At 60.0% G+C, this 17,643-nt stretch carries 18 protein-coding genes; 10 read left to right on the top strand and 8 right to left on the bottom strand.

Annotated features, from left to right (window positions below):
* The first annotated feature begins 395 nt into the window (after window positions 1-395).
* Complete coding sequence (locus NRG23_RS11505; RefSeq protein WP_038630960.1) at window positions 396-1,034, top strand: hypothetical protein; 639 nt, start codon at window positions 396-398, stop codon at window positions 1,032-1,034.
* Window positions 1,035-1,102: 68 nt separating this feature from the next.
* Window positions 1,103-1,513, top strand: coding sequence for a contact-dependent growth inhibition system immunity protein (locus NRG23_RS11500; protein ID WP_144241826.1), 411 nt, complete (start codon window positions 1,103-1,105; stop codon window positions 1,511-1,513).
* 155 nt (window positions 1,514-1,668) lie between these two features.
* Here NRG23_RS11500 and NRG23_RS11495 read toward each other — a convergent pair whose 3' ends face one another.
* Complete coding sequence (locus NRG23_RS11495) at window positions 1,669-1,941, bottom strand: hypothetical protein (RefSeq protein WP_257374636.1); 273 nt, start codon at window positions 1,939-1,941, stop codon at window positions 1,669-1,671.
* A gap of 720 nt (window positions 1,942-2,661) precedes the next feature.
* Here NRG23_RS11495 and NRG23_RS11490 point away from each other — a divergent pair.
* The 3 genes from NRG23_RS11490 to NRG23_RS11480 are packed head-to-tail and all read left to right on the top strand — an operon-like array spanning window position 2,662 to window position 6,585.
* Complete coding sequence (locus tag NRG23_RS11490) at window positions 2,662-3,789, top strand: merozoite surface protein 3b (protein WP_124339722.1); 1,128 nt, start codon at window positions 2,662-2,664, stop codon at window positions 3,787-3,789.
* A gap of 1 nt (window position 3,790) precedes the next feature.
* Window positions 3,791-5,215 (top strand): DUF6384 family protein, encoded by a 1,425-nt coding sequence (locus NRG23_RS11485; protein WP_257374635.1) that lies wholly within the window; start codon window positions 3,791-3,793, stop codon window positions 5,213-5,215.
* A complete protein-coding gene (locus NRG23_RS11480) occupies window positions 5,215-6,585 on the top strand; it encodes a hypothetical protein (protein WP_257374634.1) in 1,371 nt (456 codons plus the stop codon). Before NRG23_RS11485 ends, NRG23_RS11480 begins: the two co-directional genes overlap by 1 nt.
* A gap of 72 nt (window positions 6,586-6,657) precedes the next feature.
* Here NRG23_RS11480 and NRG23_RS11475 read toward each other — a convergent pair whose 3' ends face one another.
* The 5 genes from NRG23_RS11475 to NRG23_RS11455 form a co-directional block, all read right to left on the bottom strand.
* Window positions 6,658-7,605, bottom strand: a complete 948-nt coding sequence (locus NRG23_RS11475; protein WP_124301237.1) for a GyrI-like domain-containing protein — start codon at window positions 7,603-7,605, stop codon at window positions 6,658-6,660.
* 131 nt (window positions 7,606-7,736) lie between these two features.
* Complete coding sequence (locus NRG23_RS11470; RefSeq protein WP_257374633.1) at window positions 7,737-8,474, bottom strand: thioredoxin family protein; 738 nt, start codon at window positions 8,472-8,474, stop codon at window positions 7,737-7,739.
* A gap of 144 nt (window positions 8,475-8,618) precedes the next feature.
* Window positions 8,619-9,488 carry a DUF6279 family lipoprotein gene (locus NRG23_RS11465; protein WP_257374632.1) on the bottom strand — a complete coding sequence of 290 codons (870 nt, stop codon included), beginning with the start codon at window positions 9,486-9,488 and terminating at the stop codon, window positions 8,619-8,621.
* A gap of 80 nt (window positions 9,489-9,568) precedes the next feature.
* The gene (locus NRG23_RS11460) at window positions 9,569-10,282 is read right to left on the bottom strand and encodes a TorF family putative porin (protein ID WP_101281979.1); all 714 of its coding nucleotides are present in this window, start codon (window positions 10,280-10,282) and stop codon (window positions 9,569-9,571) included.
* Window positions 10,283-10,479: 197 nt separating this feature from the next.
* On the bottom strand, window positions 10,480-10,668 hold the full coding sequence (locus NRG23_RS11455; protein WP_016702300.1) for a hypothetical protein: 189 nt from the start codon (window positions 10,666-10,668) through the stop codon (window positions 10,480-10,482).
* A 351-nt stretch (window positions 10,669-11,019) separates the two neighbouring features.
* Between NRG23_RS11455 and NRG23_RS11450 the strand changes: the two genes are divergently transcribed.
* The 3 genes from NRG23_RS11450 (at window position 11,020) to NRG23_RS11440 (ending at window position 14,818) form a co-directional block, all read left to right on the top strand.
* Window positions 11,020-11,856: a S1 RNA-binding domain-containing protein gene (locus tag NRG23_RS11450; protein WP_023968236.1), complete on the top strand. Its 837-nt coding sequence runs from the start codon at window positions 11,020-11,022 to the stop codon at window positions 11,854-11,856.
* A 437-nt stretch (window positions 11,857-12,293) separates the two neighbouring features.
* Complete coding sequence (locus tag NRG23_RS11445) at window positions 12,294-13,742, top strand: NCS1 family nucleobase:cation symporter-1 (protein WP_016702299.1); 1,449 nt, start codon at window positions 12,294-12,296, stop codon at window positions 13,740-13,742.
* A gap of 152 nt (window positions 13,743-13,894) precedes the next feature.
* Window positions 13,895-14,818, top strand: coding sequence for a DMT family transporter (locus NRG23_RS11440; RefSeq protein WP_009047625.1), 924 nt, complete (start codon window positions 13,895-13,897; stop codon window positions 14,816-14,818).
* Window positions 14,819-14,826: 8 nt separating this feature from the next.
* Here NRG23_RS11440 and NRG23_RS11435 read toward each other — a convergent pair whose 3' ends face one another.
* Complete coding sequence (locus tag NRG23_RS11435; protein ID WP_257374631.1) at window positions 14,827-15,987, bottom strand: MFS transporter; 1,161 nt, start codon at window positions 15,985-15,987, stop codon at window positions 14,827-14,829.
* Window positions 15,988-16,091: 104 nt separating this feature from the next.
* Between NRG23_RS11435 and NRG23_RS11430 the strand changes: the two genes are divergently transcribed.
* Both NRG23_RS11430 and NRG23_RS11425 read left to right on the top strand, forming a co-directional pair.
* The gene (locus NRG23_RS11430; protein WP_009047627.1) at window positions 16,092-16,973 is read left to right on the top strand and encodes a LysR family transcriptional regulator; all 882 of its coding nucleotides are present in this window, start codon (window positions 16,092-16,094) and stop codon (window positions 16,971-16,973) included.
* Between the two features lie 138 nt (window positions 16,974-17,111).
* Window positions 17,112-17,240, top strand: a complete 129-nt coding sequence (locus tag NRG23_RS11425) for a PA1414 family protein (protein WP_009042667.1) — start codon at window positions 17,112-17,114, stop codon at window positions 17,238-17,240.
* Between the two features lie 148 nt (window positions 17,241-17,388).
* Here the strand turns inward: NRG23_RS11425 and NRG23_RS11420 are convergent, their stop codons facing one another.
* Window positions 17,389-17,640 (bottom strand): hypothetical protein, encoded by a 252-nt coding sequence (locus tag NRG23_RS11420; protein WP_009047628.1) that lies wholly within the window; start codon window positions 17,638-17,640, stop codon window positions 17,389-17,391.
* Window positions 17,641-17,643 lie beyond the last annotated feature (3 nt).

Raw genomic sequence — 17,643 nt, 5'->3', positions numbered from 1 at the left:
TGCCGTAATCACCAGACGCCCTTCATGATTTAACTCTAAAATTCTTAGTTACCTAAAGCCCCGCAAAACATCTCCGTAACCGACCCGAGCGCTGCCTCGAATCCTAAGGACTACGGTACGCATCAAATCGAAATCGACGTGAAGCGATTGCAGCAGGATATTGATTCCGGTGTATTACCAAATACCAGGTTCTTGAACAACCATGAAATCGCGGCCGAGTTGCAATCAAGGGCAGATGCGGGAGAAATACACGAACAACCTTTCACACGAGAAATGAGACTTTATTGATGAGGGCAGAGGCAGGCTTGAGCAACGCCACGCGTGATGGCGAGTGCTTGATCAAGGGCTGTGTCCCGGCCGGCTATATTAAATTTATCGATAAATAGGTATTTGTCATGGATCGGAAAACAAACGACCTGCTTAATAGCATTCCGGAGCATGCAGATTATGCAGCTGATGCAGGAGACTTGGACCCGGAGGATATTCCGCAGGAAAGAATGGATGCTGTGATGGATTTGCTTCGTCACGCAGATAATGACGTGGTGCGTTTCCTGGCTGCGAAGTTATTGACCAGTTGGGGGGGGCATGAAGGCCTGGTTGCCTTGGAGAAGAACATGGAAAGCCCCGAAATTATCGAAGGCATCTATTCTCATAGACTGCATGGATACGATGATACTTATCGTCAGATACTTATGGCCGTGACCATGTATTTTGCCAATATGGCTGACAGGGGGGGAAGAGAGGTGGCGAGAACCCAGGTCTACTCACCCTTGTCGAAAATCATAGCGTTGGCGGGCAGCAAACCTTTTGAAATAGCCGATGCGTTTGCTTTCGTGAAGCGTGAAAGATACCTGGAGTATGTACCTCCTATTAAACAGCACCTTGTTTCGATCATTGATCATCCAGAAATACATCGTTGGAAGATTTACGATGCTATCGAATTGTTGATGGGTTTTGATCCTGAGTTCGTCATGTCTCTGTTGAAAGAAAAAAACAAGACGATTGATGATTTCAGACCAACAGTCCAGGGTTGACTCCAGTAAGTGGGAGGCAAGGGTCAGGTCGGCTCCTGTGCAAAAGGTACTATTGGACTACTGAAGATATGAGAAAGACATTTCGTTCAATATCGGCCGGTATGGACTCTAAGTGGCAGCCGGAAAGCGAGCCTTCATCCTTGACTCAGTGGTACTTGTCCGTTCGCGATATACCTATTGAAAAGCTTGGGCTTGAGGATCTATGTCGGGCTTTGAGGCAGGATTTATTCTCATTAGAATTACTGCCAATTGCTATTGATATTCTTTCTAAGAACCTGCTCTCAGGTTTCTTTGATGATGGGGAGTTGCTGGCCTTGATCAATGATTTGCCATCAATCTATTGGTTTGATAATAAACTTTTGGCTCAAAGGCTTTTATCTGTTCTTGTTGATGGCGAACATTTGTTGGGAGAGGAGCCTGAGACGTTGCTTGTGGCTAAGGGGTTGGAAGTTAAATTGCGAGAGGCATTGATTAAATAAGTTGGCTAGCCATTTGGTTCGTGTGGTCTAACCCAAGGCGCAGGTCGGGTGATGCTAAGGTTTGATTAGTTTTAAAGAAGGGTGTGGGGGCTAACAATTGAATGGCTTAAATCTCGAAAGGGAAAACGGGCGACTTTAAGATCGCCCGCTATTGTTTAGGCCGAAATCTGCTCTTTTAATTTTCGCCCTGTTACATCTAGAAGATCGCAACCGTCACGCAACAGAATAGTGCAGACCAACGTCAACTCCTGAAGAACCATAGGGTGGCTTCTAGCATTTTCAGGTTCCACAAAGTTTTCCAACAACTGAGTCACCGCACGAATGCGATAAGCCGCTGCATCGTGAAGCACATCGACAGGTGCTTGGGTGTCGATCAGCAGGTAGGGAATATTGCAGTCGTGGCCAGTAATCGGCATGTATCGATTCATAGGTTCACCTCTGGTTGAGTGCCCGAACCGTCACCCATCGTCGCCAAACGAGGGTGACAGCTGTACGCAGGTTGGCGAACCGACACCAGAGGTAAAGCCGGCAGACCCGAAGATCTCCCACGCACAGCCGTCATAGAGCGATCGTGCGGATGCAAAAATACCTGCAAGCGGGAGGTTTTGCATTTGTTCTGGTGTCAGGTCGCCAAACCCGGTCGCCATCTGGGCGACCCACCGACTGTAAATCGCACTGTGGTTGGCGGGAATAAGGGGAGTGCACAGCAGGCTGTAGGGCTTTTCTGATTAGCCCAGAAGGAAGCTGTCGGCTTGGCGGGCAGCTCCAATACTCAATAAAACACCCCGTGCGTTTTCCAGAGTACGGCTTCCCGCAAAAGGTTTCGGGCAATACTGGCACTTTGCTAAAGGCACCGGGCTCAGACGAGAACTTTCAGCCCCAAGCTCTGTTACCATTCGGCGCGCATATCCGTTCGGCAGGGCCTGTGGCGGCTGTTTCAGCGGTTCCGGCTGCGGTCTGTCTCGGGCAACACCCTGCGCGTGATGTGCACGCATAGTCTCCAGACTTCCAGACGGCATCGTCTTTTGCACGGCGCTTTCGATGCTCCTGTCTGTACCCGATTCCGAGGGGTGGAAGCCCCTTCGCCTATTCACCTGTCAAAGGATGATGGAGCTTTTGAACCAAGGCTCCACACTGGGAATACGCTCATGAACTACCTCGAACGCTCCATGTCTGCCCTCCGCTCGGTCGGTATCAACTTTCCCGTCCAGGATGCACCTGTGCTGGCGTTGCTGGACAAGGTGGCGGTGTATGACGCCAACCGGGTGACCAATATCGCCGCCACCCTGCAACAGTCCACGGTCTTTAATGCCTCGGTGCGCGACAAGCTGCAGAGCATGGATATCAGTACCCGGTATGCCGACATCGCCGCCAGTTTCGATTCGATCCAGGCCGACGCGCAGCAGATGATGGAGTGGATGGCCGACGGCAAGCTGCAATTCTCCGAGCGTATCCAGCTGGCCTGGCTGAACATGCGCCGTGGGTCGATTCCGGATCGCTTCGAGGACATTCGCAAAAATTATCTGGCGGTGGCGAAGTCGGCCAATGAGCAGATCCAGTTGGAAACCCTGATCCTGGAGGCTTATCAGGACTATCGGTTGGCCATGAAGACGGCCGAGGTCGATGCCTGTGAGGTGCAGAAGGTGGCTCAGGCGCAGCTCGATGCCGGGCGTAAAACCCTGGCGGATGCTGGCGCGGCGCTTGAGGTGGCTGAGCTGGAGGCGACCGAACGGGTGAAGCTGGAGTTGGCGCGGGATGTGGCGCTGCGCAATCTGCAGGACGAGGACAAGCGCTACCAGATCATCACCGACATCGCCGATCAGCTGAAGGCGGGCTACAACGCGGCCGAGCTGGTGTTTGCGCGCTTGAGCCAGTACCACTCGGTGAAGGAGCGCCTCTATCAGCGCGCGGTGAGCTTTTTCGCCACCAATGAAATCGTGCTCACCGGCCTGGCGGCGGGCTTCACGTCGTCCGGCGGGCTGGCCGAGGTCACCCAGACCCTCAATGCCATGAACGACGGCATCAACTCCAGCCTCGAGGCCCAGGCCAAGGTCGGCGGGGAGCAGCTCGAGGCCGCGCTCAAAGCGGGCTACGGGACCAACCTGAAAGTCAGTTCGGTCAAGGCCCTGGCCGAGGCGGTGGTCGACTTCCAGGCCAGCAGCCTGAGCCTGATCCAGGAGTTGCGCAAAGAGTCTTCTGCGGCGGCCGCCGAGATCGAGTCGATCACCGAGGACAGCAAGCGTCGTTTCAGCGCACTCCTGCAAAAGGGACTCTAAGGTGAGCAGTGTCTCCCTCACCGAACAGATGGGGGCCATGGCCCTCATCGATGAGCTGCGGCACAGCCAGGCCGAGGTGCAGAAACATCTGGACCTGCCCAGGCACCGTCAGTTGGTGGCTGAACGGATTCGCGAGTTTTATCGATCCCGGGGGATCGAGGTCGAGGATGCTCTGGTCGAGGAGGGCGTGCGAAGTTTCTTCGCCACTCGACTGACCTACGAGGCCCAGCCGATGGGCCCATGGTCGAAATGCTTGGCGCAGGTCTATATCACTCGCGCTCAATGGCTGATGCCCCTGGCGGTGTTCTCGATCGTGAGTCTGGGCGCGATTTTCATGGCGCGGCCGGTAGCCGATTTTTTTGCCGGGGTGCGCCTGCAGGCCACCCAGACTCAGGTGGATCAGGCACGGGCCCAGGCCGATGCTCGGGGCGTGCAGTTGGATCGCCTGGAAAAACGCCTGTCGGGCCTTGAGTCGGAGGCGTTGGCCAACAATGTGCCGGCCGCGGTCCGGCTGCTTAAACCTGTCCATGAGGCACTGGAGAAGGTTCGCCTGGCGCAGCCGGTTACCCTGCCGCCCAAAGTCACCGCACAGAGCCGGGCCGAGGATGCCGCGCTGGCGGTTTCGGTGACTGAAAACCTGAAGAAGGAGGCTGCCGACCTGCAGGCGCTAGAGCCTCAGCTGAACACGGTTACGCAGCTTCTGGCGGCTGATACCAAGCTGAAAACCCAGGTGACGGCTGCGTCGTTCGCGGTGCTCGGCACGACCTATCCGGCGCTTGCCGCCGCGGCAACCAAGGCGCGCTCCGCATTGGATCAGGCCGACACCCAAGGCCTGCCGGCGGTCCAGTCGGCGCTTGACCAGCTGGATGCGCTGGTAACGCAAACAAGCGTGGTCAGTCCCTATCTCACGCAGTTGCAAGAGGCCCGGGGCAACCTGCGCAAGATGGGCTTGAGCAAGGTGGATGCCGAGCAGTTCCAACCCTTGTTCGCCAAGGTCGATCAGGCCGTCAAGGATATGGATACGGCGGCGGCCGAGCGTGGCCTACAGGAGATCGAACGACTGCGGACCGTCGCAGCCACACCCTTGACCCTGGAAGTGGTCAGCCGTACCGGCGAGAAGTCGATGATCGAGCGCAACTATGATCCGACTGGAGGCAAGACCTGGTATCTGCTGACCGAGGCGAGCGATGCCTCAGGCAATGTGGTCCCGGTCCCCATCACCAGTATCGAGAGCGGGGAACGGCGTTATGCCTCGATCTTTGGCGTGCGCGTCAGCCAGGCAACCTATCAGGCAGCCAAGAATGACAAGCTTCTGGATGGTCATGTCGATGACCGCTTGATGGGTAAAAAGGCGGCCAACTCGCTGACCTTTACCTTCGTTAAAGGGCCTGTCAAAACCAAACCTGATTACATCCTGGAGTGGTAATGAACTCGAGCAGCATGATTGCGTCCCTTGGCGAGAACTCTCGGCGATACGAGGCAGAACTGCGTAGGTTCCAGCTCGAGTTGTCCAATGCCCACGAGCAGGAACTGCGCTTGCAGCAGCAGATCGCTGGCGTCTTTCCACAGATTGCCAACTTTCAGCTGGCCGGTGGGGCTCGGCTGTCGGACGAGGTTCAGCGTTTGCTGGACCAGCGGGAGCGGAGCGAGTCCGAGTTGCGTGAGCAATTGGCGGTGGCGGAGGCCGGGGTTGCCAAGCACCTGCAGGAGATGTCGACGGTTTCCCAGGAAATCGAGGCCCTCGTTGCCGATGTCGACCGGCAGTTGACGGTAGAGCCGGCGTACCAACAGCAAGCCGCGATCCTCGCGGAGGCTGTCGAGCGCTGTAACGAGGCGGCCGCGTCTTACCAGGAGCTGCGTGATGAATGTCGCGGCAAGCTTCGGGCCTTTCAGACCGAGCCTCTGTACCTCTACTTGAAGGGCCGCGGGTTCGGTACGGATCGTTATGTTGGCCGGTCGTTTTTTCGGGAGTTGGATCGGTGGATTGCTCGCCTGTGCAATTTCCCGCAGAACAGCGCGATCGAGCAGAGCCTTCTGGCCATGCAGGAAGCCAATGAGGGCGCCCAGTGGCAACGGGACAGCCATCGGGCCGTTCAGGAGGCCGAGCTGGCGCGGCTGTATCAGCAAGCCCTGGCCGGCACCCTGTTGTCGGTGCTGCAAGCGCGCCTGAAGACGGAGCGCGAGGCCGTGGAGGCCGGCAAGGCTCAGGCCAATGCCGTTCATGAGCGCCTGGGGCTGTTCGTCTCCAAGGGGGACGAGCACTTTGCCCAGGTTGCTGAGCTGTTGTCCCGGCAATTGGCCGAGATGAGTGATGCCAAGCTTGAGCACTTGGCCGGGCAGACAACGACGCCGCAGGACGACGAGCTGGTGCAGAGGGTGCGTGATTTGCGTTCTGAGCTCGATGATCTGCGGTTGCGCGTGCCGTTCCTGGAGATGAAGTGCAGGGATACCGAGCGCGACTATGCAAGAGCCAAGCAGCTTGAGCGTGAATTACAGTCGAGTGGGTCTATCAGCGGTAGCTACAGCTATTCCGCAGGTATGAATCTTGACTCTCTGGTTGCCGGGTTCATGCAGGGCGCGCTGTCCCTCTCCCAGGTGGCGAATGAGGTGGGGAGCCATCGCCGCGCCAGCAGGCCGGCCCCGAGCTTTTGGAGCAGTGGCTCCAGCAGCGGTTCGAGCAGCCGTTCCAGCAGTCGCCCGAGCAATTCCGCAAGCAGTAGCTCAAGTTCCAGCAGCTCGTTCAGTTCCTCCCGATCGACGGGCGGCGGTGGGTTCTCTACCAGCGACAGCCTTTAGGCCGAGTATTCCTGAGGCGTAAAAAACGGGGCAGCGTTGGCTGCCCCGTGTCGTTTCTCCGTTCGTTACGGCTTACAACGCCTTCACCGGAATACAGATTTCACATTCCAGTTCCCCCGTCTTCATGTCGTATTTCGCGTCCACCGGATAACGTTCGAACGCTGGCCGTGCATCGAATTGCATGCCGCTCTTGGGCAGCCAGTCGCGGCACAGTTCGGTCCAGGCGTCGGCGATGTCGGGGCCTTTGCCCTGGTAGTGGGCGACGGCGTAGAGGCCGCCGAGCAGGGTGGTGACGACGGCGGGGGCGCTGGCCTTGAAGTCGACGGGGACTTCGACGCAGGCGTCGTAGCGGCATTTTTCCGGTGGGGTGACGTAGGGGTCGTCGTGGCCGATACCGTAGCGCGCACGGCCCAGCAGGCTGTTTTCGACCATCCAGGGGGCGACGGTGTCGCGCCAGAAGGTGCCGATGCCTGGCCCGTAGGGGCCGATGTAGCGCAGGTAGGCGACGCGGACCGGTGGCAGTTCCTTGAGGGTGACGTTCATCGTGAGTTCCTTCAGGTGGATGAAGGCGTCAGGATCGTCGAAGGCCGGGATGTGCGTCTGATCAGGATTGCTCAATTCGCGCAGGCGCCGTTCGCGGACGTCGCTGAGGCGGCGGTGCCAGCGTTTGGGTTCGGTGCTGCGCCAGGTGCTCGGGGTGACCGAAAAGTGCTGCTTGAACGCCCGGGAGAACGCTTCGCCGGAGCTGAAACCGACCTCCAGCGCCACCTCCAGAATGCTCAATTCCGGATGGCTGGCCAGCTGATAGGCGGCACAGGCCAGGCGCCGTCGGCGCAGGTAGTCGCCCAGGGTTTCGCCGACCCAGGCGGTGAACAGGCGATGGAAGTGAAAGGGCGAAAAATGCGCGACCTGCGCGAGTTCGGCCAGCTCCAGCGGCTGGTCCAGGTGTTGGTCGATATGCTCCAGCACCCGGTTCATGCGCAGGGTGTATTCGTGGAGGCTGTGATAGGCAGAGCTCATGGAGCCAAGTTTAGCCGGGGGCGAGACGGTGGGTTTGCGCCGGCCGGTTTTTTTGTCGTGACAGGACGGACGAGATCGCGAGCAAGCTCGCTCCTACAGGGGCGGGCTTGTTCGCGATCTCGGTCTAACGCTCAGGAACCGCCATGGCAGCAACTGGCGGCCGGTTTGTCGTCATAACGATCATGGTGCCTGACCCAGTCCATGATCTGCTCTTCATTGCGCCCCTTGGGTGTCAGGTCCAGGTAGTTGTAGGCCCCCACCAGCAGGTCCAGGCCACGGGCGTAGGTGGAGTAGGTGTGGAAGATCTCGCCGGCTTCATTGCGGTAGAACACGCTGAGGCCGGGCAGCTCTTCTTCGGCGCCGTCGGTCTTTTCATAGTTGTAGGTGGCGGTGCCGGCGGCGACCTCGTCGGCCCGGGTGCAGACCCCGAAGTCGTAGTTGAAATCACAGCCGGCGGACGAGACCCAGTCGAACTTCCAACCCATGCGCCGCTTGAACGCCTGGAACTCGGCGAAGGGCGCGTGGGACACCGCCACCAGCGCGATGTCGTGATGGGCCAGGTGCTGGTTGGCGCCGTCGATATGGTCGGAGAGAAAGGAGCAACCCGGGCAACCTTCGTCCCAGCCTTCGGCGAACATGAAGTGGTAGACCACCAGCTGGCTGTGATCGCCGAACAGGTCGGCCAGGCTCAGTTCGCCGTGGGGGCCCTGGAAGCGGTAGGGCTTGTCGATTTTCACCCAGGGCAGGGCGCGCCGCTCGGCGCTGAGCTGGTCGCGCTGGCGGGTGAACGCCTTTTCGTGAATCAGGTGCTGCTTGCGGGCCTGTATCCATTGTTCCCGGGATACGACCGGATGATCGTTGAGGTGCATGACGTCTTCTCCTGCGGCAAAGGTGGCGCGGCGACAGTGCCTACACAGGCTAGTCGTTTCACCCGCGGGAAAATCGACAGCCGCCGGACGGTTCCGCCCAACGGTCGCCCGCCAGCCCCACCTCGCTGGACGGCTATTCAGGCGTTACTTCTGGCGTGCCGTCCTCATGCATTTCAACGCTTCGAATTCATTGCGCACATTCTGCAGCTTGTTGCGCAGATGCTTGCGCTGGGTTGGCGTGCTTTGGGCCATCACGTCCACCAGCAGGTTGCGCGACGCCTGTTCGCTGTTGGCATAGGCCTGGCGATAAGCCGGTGTCCAGAAGCTTTCGCGATCCACCAGCAGGCGCTCGATGCGTTTGTCGAAGTCGCTGTTCTGGCGTTGTTCCAGCGCGGCACTGAACTGCGCCTGCCAGTTGGCCCGGTTGGCAAGCCAGAGCTGGTTCTGTTCGCCGAGGGACGTCGACCAGTCCGCCACCCGCCGGGTCTGCTCGGGCGTGAGGGGGCCGAGCCAGGTAGTCAGGCGTTTGTCCATGCGTTCGGCGCGCAGCCTGATCTGTTGTTCCAGTGGTGACTTGAGGTATTTGCTGCGGCGTTGGCGCATGTCCTTGGCGAAGGCCGCCTTCATTTCCGCGACCTGTTGATCATCCAGGCCTCGCAACAACTCGATGGCCGACGGCGCGATCGCGCGGGCGGTCTGGGCAATGGCCTGCTTGGCTTCGCGGGTGAACTCTTGCAGCTCGGCATCGTTGACCTGATTGCGCTCGACCATCTGCTGCAGGCGGTCCAGGTAGTCCAGGTAGCCGGGCAGTTGCGTGCCGCAATGCCAGCTCAGGTGTTCCTTGAGGCGCTCGTTGAACCAGATTTTCTGCTCGCGGTTCATTTCCAGGTAGTCGTTGAGCGTCCAGGGAATGATCACATCGAGGTTGCGGTAAGCCAGGCCGACCCGATTGCAGGAGGTCAGCACCAGGCTTAGCAGCAGTAGCTGGGTGAGGTGTTGCAGCCGGCGCGACATGGCAAGTCCTTGCGAAGGCCTGGGGTTGTAAGGCATGGGTTTCTTATCTGAACCCGGAACGCTTCCGGCAGTTCAGCCGCTCAATAGAACGAGTGCTCGGCCTTGAAGGTGAGCAGACCGTCGCATTGCGCGTTATGTCCAGAATAGGCCGAACAATCGCTACCGTTGAGGCTGGAGTCGCTGTAGATCAGTTTCAGGTCGATGCCCATCCAGGGGCGGGAGAACTTGATCGACCAGTCGTTGAAACTGCTGACGTAGCCGCTGCTCACCGAAACCGGGTTGCCCAGCTGATGAGTGGTGTACTTGATGCTGACGCCGATGCCGAAAGGCTGGTTGCCGCCCAGGTCGGCGAACAGAGTGCTGTTGCGCTTGTCCGGGTCCTGGCTGAACGCGGCGCCGAAGCGGCTGCCCAGCAGCGTCAGGCCGCCGTAGAACTCCTGGCTGTCCTGCGGGGCCAGTTGCGGGTAGTTGTACTGGATCATCCCCACTTCATAACCCAGGGTCTTATCGAAGGGGCGCTTGAAGCCCAGGTAGGAGTCCACTTCCAGGTCGCTCTCGCCCAGGCCCATGCTCGGCGACCACTGGCCGATGTACCAGCCACTGTCGTGGGTCAGGTCCAGGCCGCCATGGAACGAACCGGTGGCTGAGGGTTTGACCAGGCCCTGGGCCATGCTGCGGCTCGGGGTGCTGCTGAGCTTGAGGTCGAAATCCCCCAGTTCGCGCTGGAAGATCTGCCCGTGGACCAAGGGGCTGGCGAGAAGGCTGGCAAGCAGCACATGAGAGGGTTTGAGCATGCTTCACTCCATGAAACGCGAGGAGCAGGAACCGCGAAACCTGCTGAAATGCTCGATCTAGAGGTGTGCAAGGATACCGGCGAAACCTCGGGGATGAGGGCCGTTCGTCGATTTTTACAGGAGGGAAGGACTCAGAACTCTAGTCCTAGCGCTTTGAGGCTCAAAGCGCATAGGGACCAGGAGGTGTTGCGGGGGGATTACTTCTTGCCCAGGCTGATCTGCTTGGACGGGCCGAAAGTCTGGCCGCTGACGCCTTTGGCAATTTGCTGGATCTCGCCGCCGGATTTCAGGAAAGCAGCAATCTGATCGTTGATCGATTCGCTGGTTTCAACGGCTGGAGCTGGCTTTGCTTTGCTGTTGGATGCTTTTACACGCATGGCGGCCATTAACCTTCAGGAAATTAATTTGGCCAGCCATCATACATGAAATGCTTGACAATTGCTTGGTAAATATCCTCCTGGAATAACGGTGGAAAACTCTCGAATAATCCTAAGTTGATCTCGGGAATATCCCCATAAGCTGCTGTTTTAAATAAAGACAATGGTAAAAAGAAAGGCTTGCTCGGCGGCGCTGAGGCAAAAGCCGCTGCCGGTTGGCCTGACGGGCGGAACCGGTTGCTGGCGCAAAGCCATAAAAATCAAGGCATTCAGGAAAATATCCGCTGCTATCCGGCGACTCGGGCCAACCAGGCCCGGAAAAACGGGTAGAATGCCGCCCACGCAATGAGGGTATTGGAAATGGCTTTAGTCGGGCGCTACAACAGTTTGCAAGTGGTTAAACACACTAACTTCGGTTTATATCTGGACGGCGGGGCGGATGGCGAAATATTGCTGCCCAATCGTTATATTCCCAAGGATATTCCCAGTGAAGATGAAGACTGGTTGAATGTTTTTGTTTATCTGGATAGCGCCGACAAGTTAATTGCAACTACCGAAAAACCAAAAGTTCAAGTCGGTGAGTTCGCCAGTCTTAAAGTCGTGGAAGTTAACAGCATCGGTGTGTTCCTCGACTGGGGCCTGCCCAAGGACCTGTTGCTGCCGTACTCCGAGGAAAAGCGCCAACTGACCGCCGGCGAGTATTGCGTGGTGCACGTCTACCTCGACAAGCACACCCGTCGCATCACCGCCACGGCCCGTCTGGACCGCTACCTGGACAAGGCTCCGGTGACCTACAAGGTCGGCCAGGAAGTCGATCTGCTGGTGGCCGAGAGCACCGACATGGGCTTCAAGGCGATTATCAACAACAAGCACTGGGGCCTGATCCACAAGAACGAAGTGTTCAAGTTCCTGCGTCCGGGCAAACAGGAAAAGGGCTTCATCAAAGAGATCCGCGCCGATGGCAAGATCAGCCTCAGCCTGCAACCGGTGGGCGAAGAACTGGCCAGCAGCCTGAACGCCAAGATCCTCGCCAAGTTGCGGGAAAACAACGGCACACTGCCGGTCAGCGACAAGAGCGATCCAACGGTGATCAGTGGACTGTTCGGTGTCAGCAAGGGCAACTTCAAGAAGGCCATCGGCGCCTTGTACAAGAATGGCCAGATCGTTATTCATGCCGATCGCATTGAGCTGACCTGATCCGTTCCTCCCGGGCGTAGGTGCGGTCGAAGATCACGACCGCGCCACGAGGGCATTACCGAACAACCGCTGCCGGTTCCGGCAGCGGTTTTTTATTGCCTTTTTTCTGGCTGCTTGAGGCGGGAGTCGGGGCCGGTGTATCCGAACACTCGCAAAGGCGCTGTATACAATCGATCACCCCTTGTCGATGCACTGATATCAGGCAGTCATGCACAGCCAACGGGCATGCTTACTTCTGATTCCGCCTGCTGATCATCTTTGTGTAGCCAAGCCTCAGCCCTTGATGGACAAGCGATTAGCGCGGTTCGCCTACAGATTTTTCCGGTATGGCACGCATTCTGCGTAGCGCTTCGTATACAACTCATGCCGGCTCCCGTACGCAGTGTGGTCGCAAGGTCAATCGCGGGGGCAGAGCCTGTCCAACAAGGAGCCTTGCAATGACCGAGCAACTACCGAAGGGCTACAGCCCGCGCTTGTACAACCAGGACCTGGGGCCGCTGCCGCAGAAGTGGAACTGGTACAACATCTTCGCCTTCTGGATGAGCGATGTGCACAGCGTCGGCGGTTATGTATTCGCTGCCAGCCTGTTCGCCCTCGGGCTGGCCAGCTGGCAAGTGCTGGTGGCCCTGTTGGCGGGGATCTGCATCGTGCAACTGATCGCCAACCTGGTGGCCAGGCCCAGCCAGCAGGCGGCGGTGCCGTACCCGGTGATCTGCCGGCTGGCGTTCGGCGTGTTCGGGGCGAATATCCCGGCGGTGATCCGCGGCCTGATCGCGGTGGCCTGGTACGGGATCCAGACCTACCTGGCGTCCAGCGCCCTGATCATCGTGGTGTTGCGCTTTTTCCCGGCCATGGCGGCCTATGCCGAGCCGCATTTTGCCGGGCTGTCCTACCTGGGCTGGTTCGGTTTCCTGGCGCTGTGGCTGGTCCAGGCCCTGGTGTTCTGGGCCGGCATGGAGTCGATCCGGCGCTTTATCGACTGGGCGGGTCCGGTGGTCTATGCAGTGATGTTCCTTCTTGCCGGCTGGATCGTGTGGAAGGCGGGCTGGAGCAACATCAGCTTCACCCTTGGGGAGAAGTCGCTGTCGGGTTGGCAGGCATTCGGCCAGGTGATTGTCGCCACGGCGCTAGTGGTGTCCTACTTTTCCGGGCCGACCCTGAACTTCGGCGACTTCAGCCGCTACTGCCGCAGCATGCAGGATGTGCGGCGTGGCAACTTCTGGGGGTTGCCGGTGAACTTCCTGGCGTTCTCCCTGGTGACCGTGGTCATCGTCTCCGGCACCCTGCCGGTGTTCGGTGAAATGCTCCATGACCCGATCGCCACCGTGGCGCGGATCGACAACGACGTCGCGGTGCTGCTCGGCGCCTTCGCCTTTGTCACCGCCACCGTCGGCATCAACATAGTCGCCAACTTCGTCTCGCCGGCCTTCGACTTCGCCAACGTCGCCCCGAGCCGGATCAGCTGGCGCACCGGCGGCATGATCGCGGCCCTGGCGTCGATCTTCATCACCCCCTGGAACCTGTTCAACAACCCCCAGGTGATCCACTACACCCTCGACGTGCTGGCCGCCTTTATCGGCCCGTTGTTCGGCATTCTGCTGGTGGACTACTACCTGATCAAAAAGCAGCAGATCGATGTCGACTCGCTGTTCAACGACGGCCCGGACGGGCGTTATTACTACAGCGGCGGCGTCAACTGGACCGCGGTCAAGGCGCTGGTGCCGGCGACCCTGGTGGGCGTGGCGATCACCTTCACGCCAGCATTGCAGCCGATGGCCAACTTCGCCTGGTTCACCGGGTGTTTCCTCGGTGGCGCGCTGTTTTTCCTCCTCGCGCGCCATGAGGCCTCGCCATCCCTGAGGCTGAGCCCGACGGCCTCGAGCTGACGGTCAGGATAAAGGTCTTTTTCCAGGCGTTTTTTTCTGTCCGTTTGGTTGATAATCGACAGCACATTAATTCTTCGCCCCGGACCGGTTCCGGGGCTTTGTCGTTTCTGTCGAGTAACTGCCATGTCTATGAATCTGCCCGAGGGGCTGCGGTGAGCATCGAGCGGCGCAGCGCCGACGGTTTTGCACTGCAAGTGATGTTGGGGCTGTGCCTGATCTGGGGCGTACAGCAAGTGATGATCAAGTGGGCCGCGGCGGATATCGCACCGGTGATGCAGGCGGCCGCGCGTTCGGGCATTTCGGCGCTGCTGGTGGCCTTGCTGATGTGCTGGAAGGGCGGCTGGTCGCAGATCGGCAGTACCTGGCGCGGCGGCTTGCTGGCCGGCAGCCTGTTCGGCCTGGAGTTCCTGTTTATCGCCGAAGGGCTCAAGCTCACCAGCGCCGCGCACATGTCGGTGTTTCTCTATACCGCGCCGATCTTCACCGCGCTGGGGGTGAACTGGCTGCTGCCCAGCGAACGCCTGAGGCCCCTGCAATGGCTGGGGATCCTGCTGGCGTTCGTCGGCATCGGCGTGGCCTTCGCCGGCGGCATCTCGCTGGATAACCTGGACACGCGCATGCTGCTTGGCGATGCCCTGGGCGTGCTGGCCGGCCTGGCCTGGGGCGCGACCACGGTGGTGGTGCGCGCGTCGCGCCTGTCCGAGGCGCCCGCGACCCTGACCCTGTTCTATCAGTTGATCGTCGGTTTTGTCGGCCTGCTGCTGATCGCCGTGCTGAGCGGCCAGGTCACCCATGTCAGCCTGACCCCGGTGGCGGTGGCCAGCGTGCTGTTCCAGGGGCTGGTGGTGTCGTTTTTCAGCTACCTGACCTGGTTCTGGCTGCTGCGCCGTTACCTGGCCGCCAACCTGGCGGTGTTTTCCTTCATGACGCCGCTGTTCGGCGTCACCTTCGGGGTCCTGTTGCTGGGCGAACCCCTGAGTCTCAACTTCGTGATCGGTGCGGTGCTGGTGTTGCTGGGCATCACCTTCGTCAGCGCCGAACAGTGGTTGCGCCGGCGGATCCGCAGTTTGCTGTAACCCCAGGCTCAGGCGGTGGCGTGGCACTCCCGGGCAAGCGGTTGTTGGTTCAACAGCAAGACCCCCGCCAGCAGCAGGCTGCTGCCGGCGACGATCAGCGCCGGTTGCAGGCCACCGTTGAAATGGCTGCTCAGGGCCGCCAGCAGTGGCCCGCTCAACTGGCCCACGGCGAAGCTGGCCGTGAGCAAACCAGCGTTGCGCTGGGTGGTGTGGGGCGCCAGCTCCCGCGAGCGCTGCATCACCAGTTGCATGCAGGCCAGGAACGGCGTGCCGCAGAGCATCACCCCCAGCGCCAGACCGGCGCCATTGCCCAGCAGGCAGGCAAACACCCCGGCGGCTTGCAGCCACAAGGTCGCCATCAGCCAGTGGCGGGTGGCGTTCGGGCTGTGCCGGCGCAGGCTCACCAGCCCCACACCGATGGCTGCCGCCAGACCGAAGCACGGCCAGAACAGGTCGGCCTGCCATTGCCCTTGAAAGCGCGCGCTGGCCATCTGTGACAGGAAGGTCGCCGGGATGATGTAACCCAGGCCGTACAGCGCATAAACCAGCCCGAGGCGGGGGATGCCGCTGTGGCTCGAGGCGTGTGGCATCTGGGCGGTCAGTGCGGGCATGGCAGGTTGCGGCAGGATCGGCAGGATCACCAGCAGCATCAGCAGGCCGGCCGCGGCGTACACCAGCCACAGGGTCGCGGAGCTTTGCCCCAGCAGGTTCGAGCCCAGGGCCAGCAGGCCGGTTAGGAAAATCCCCAGCCCGGGCCCGGCAAACACCAGGGCGCCCAGGCGTGGCCGGCCGGTGGCCAGGGCCAGCGACTGGCTCAGGGCGGCGATCATCACCATCACCCAGGCACTGGCCACGCCGGTGCCGAAGCGCAATACCGCATGCGCCCAGAAGCCGTTGGCCCAGAACGAGGCCAGGGTCAGCAGCACGCACAGCCACAGCCCGCCCAACAAACGCCGACGGACCTGGGCCGGGCGGCGGGCGAACATGGCATCCAGCGCGCCGATGAAATACCCCAGGTAGTTGGCGGCGGCGATCAGGCCGGTGTCGGTCAGGTCGACCTGGCCTTCGCTCAGCAGGTGCGGCAGTTGCGGGGTAAGGGCGAAGCGACCAATGCCCATGGCCATCATCAGGGCAATGAAACTGGCGAGTAAGCGAATCAGCGGTGACATGGTCCGGGTTCCGTCGAGTGGGCAATGACCGTCAGGCTAGGACTGATTGACTTTCTATAAAAATGAATAATATTAAGTAACTTGTTCGTTTTTGGAGAATGGTCGTGGAGTTCAGCCAGTTGCGCATCTTCCAGGCGGTCGCCGAGGAAGGTTCCATCACCCGGGCGGCCGAGCGCCTGCATCGGGTGCCGTCCAACCTGTCGACGCGGCTCAAGCAACTGGAAGAGCAACTGGGCGTCGAGCTCTTCCTGCGGGAACGGCAGCGGCTGCAACTGTCGCCAGCGGGCAAGGTACTGCTCGATTACGCCGCGCGCCTGTTTGCCCTGCGCGATGAGGCCCATGGGGCAGTGCAGGGCGGTCAGCCGGCCGGGGATTTCGTACTGGGCACCATGTACAGCACGGCGGCGATTCAATTACCGGCGCTGCTGGCGCGTTACCACCGCGCCTACCCGGCGGTGAACCTGCAGGTGCAATCGGCGCCCAGCAGCGAGTTGCTCGAAGGCCTGCTGGCCGGGCGCCTGGATGCGGTGCTGGTGGACGGCCCTCTGGAGCTGGCCAGCCTGGACGGGGTGCCGCTGTGCGATGAAAAGCTGGTGCTGATCAGCGAGGCGGATCATCCGCCGATCCGCAGCGCCCGGGATGTCGAAGGGCGCGCGGTGTTCACCTTTCGCCGCGGCTGCTCGTACCGCCTGCGCCTGGAGTCGTGGTTCGCCCACTACCATGCGGCCATGGGGCGGGCGATAGAAATCGAGTCCTATCAGGGGATGCTGGCCTGCGTGATTGCCGGCTCCGGGGTGGCGCTGATGTCGGAGTCGATGCTCGCCAGCCTGCCCGGTCGCGAAAGCGTGGCGGTCCATCCACTGGCCGAGCCATTCGCCAGTGCCACCACCTGGCTGATGTGGCGCAAGGGCATGCTCGGCGCCAACCTCAATGCCTGGATCGAGTTGCAACAGGCGAGTCAGACGGATCAGCGGGCGACGGCCTGAAACGGGCGGGCTGATTCAGATTAATCCGGTAACAGATCATTGCCATCCAGGTTGAGCAATGCGCGGAACTTAGCGCTATTATCAGAGCTAAGCGGCTCCAGAACCCTGCCGCTGGGCACGACCCTTAAGGGGGGCACTATGAAAGAGAAACTGCAAAACTGGCTTCACGACCTCGGGGTCGCACTGGGGCTGATCGAGCCGCCATTGCAGCCGGTGCCAATTCGCACAGACGACGAACAACGGCGTCGGCAACAGCGTCGCCGCTAACCATCGGCTCGGGAGTGGAGCAGGCATCCAGCCTGCTCCCGTCACTTTTCAGCCGCGCGAGGGCAGGTTTACTCGCGATCGGTTGCCGCCTTCTGATTCAAACCCGTCAACTCGCAACCCGCCAATGGCGCCCAGCGCCATGAAATCCTTAGCGCCGTGAAATCGTCAGCAGAAACCGGCTCAGGTCGTTGGCGCTGTTCGCCGCCTTGAGCATCTGGTCTTCTTCGTGGGTGAAGGCGGTCACTCCAAACTCATCTTCCAGGTGGAAGATCAGGTCCTCGATATCCTGCTTGTCCAACCCCAATTCCTGCAGACTCACGTCGTCGGAAAATCCGTCATTGCCATCCAGCAGGCGGCTGATGAAGTCATGCACGGCTTGTCGGACTTCGGCTCTATTCATGTT

The organism is Pseudomonas sp. T8 (genome assembly GCF_024610635.1).
GTDB lineage: Bacteria > Pseudomonadota > Gammaproteobacteria > Pseudomonadales > Pseudomonadaceae > Aquipseudomonas > Aquipseudomonas chlororaphis_I.
Note: the sequence above shows the minus strand (reverse complement) of the source record. Positions and strands in the feature narration are given on the sequence as shown.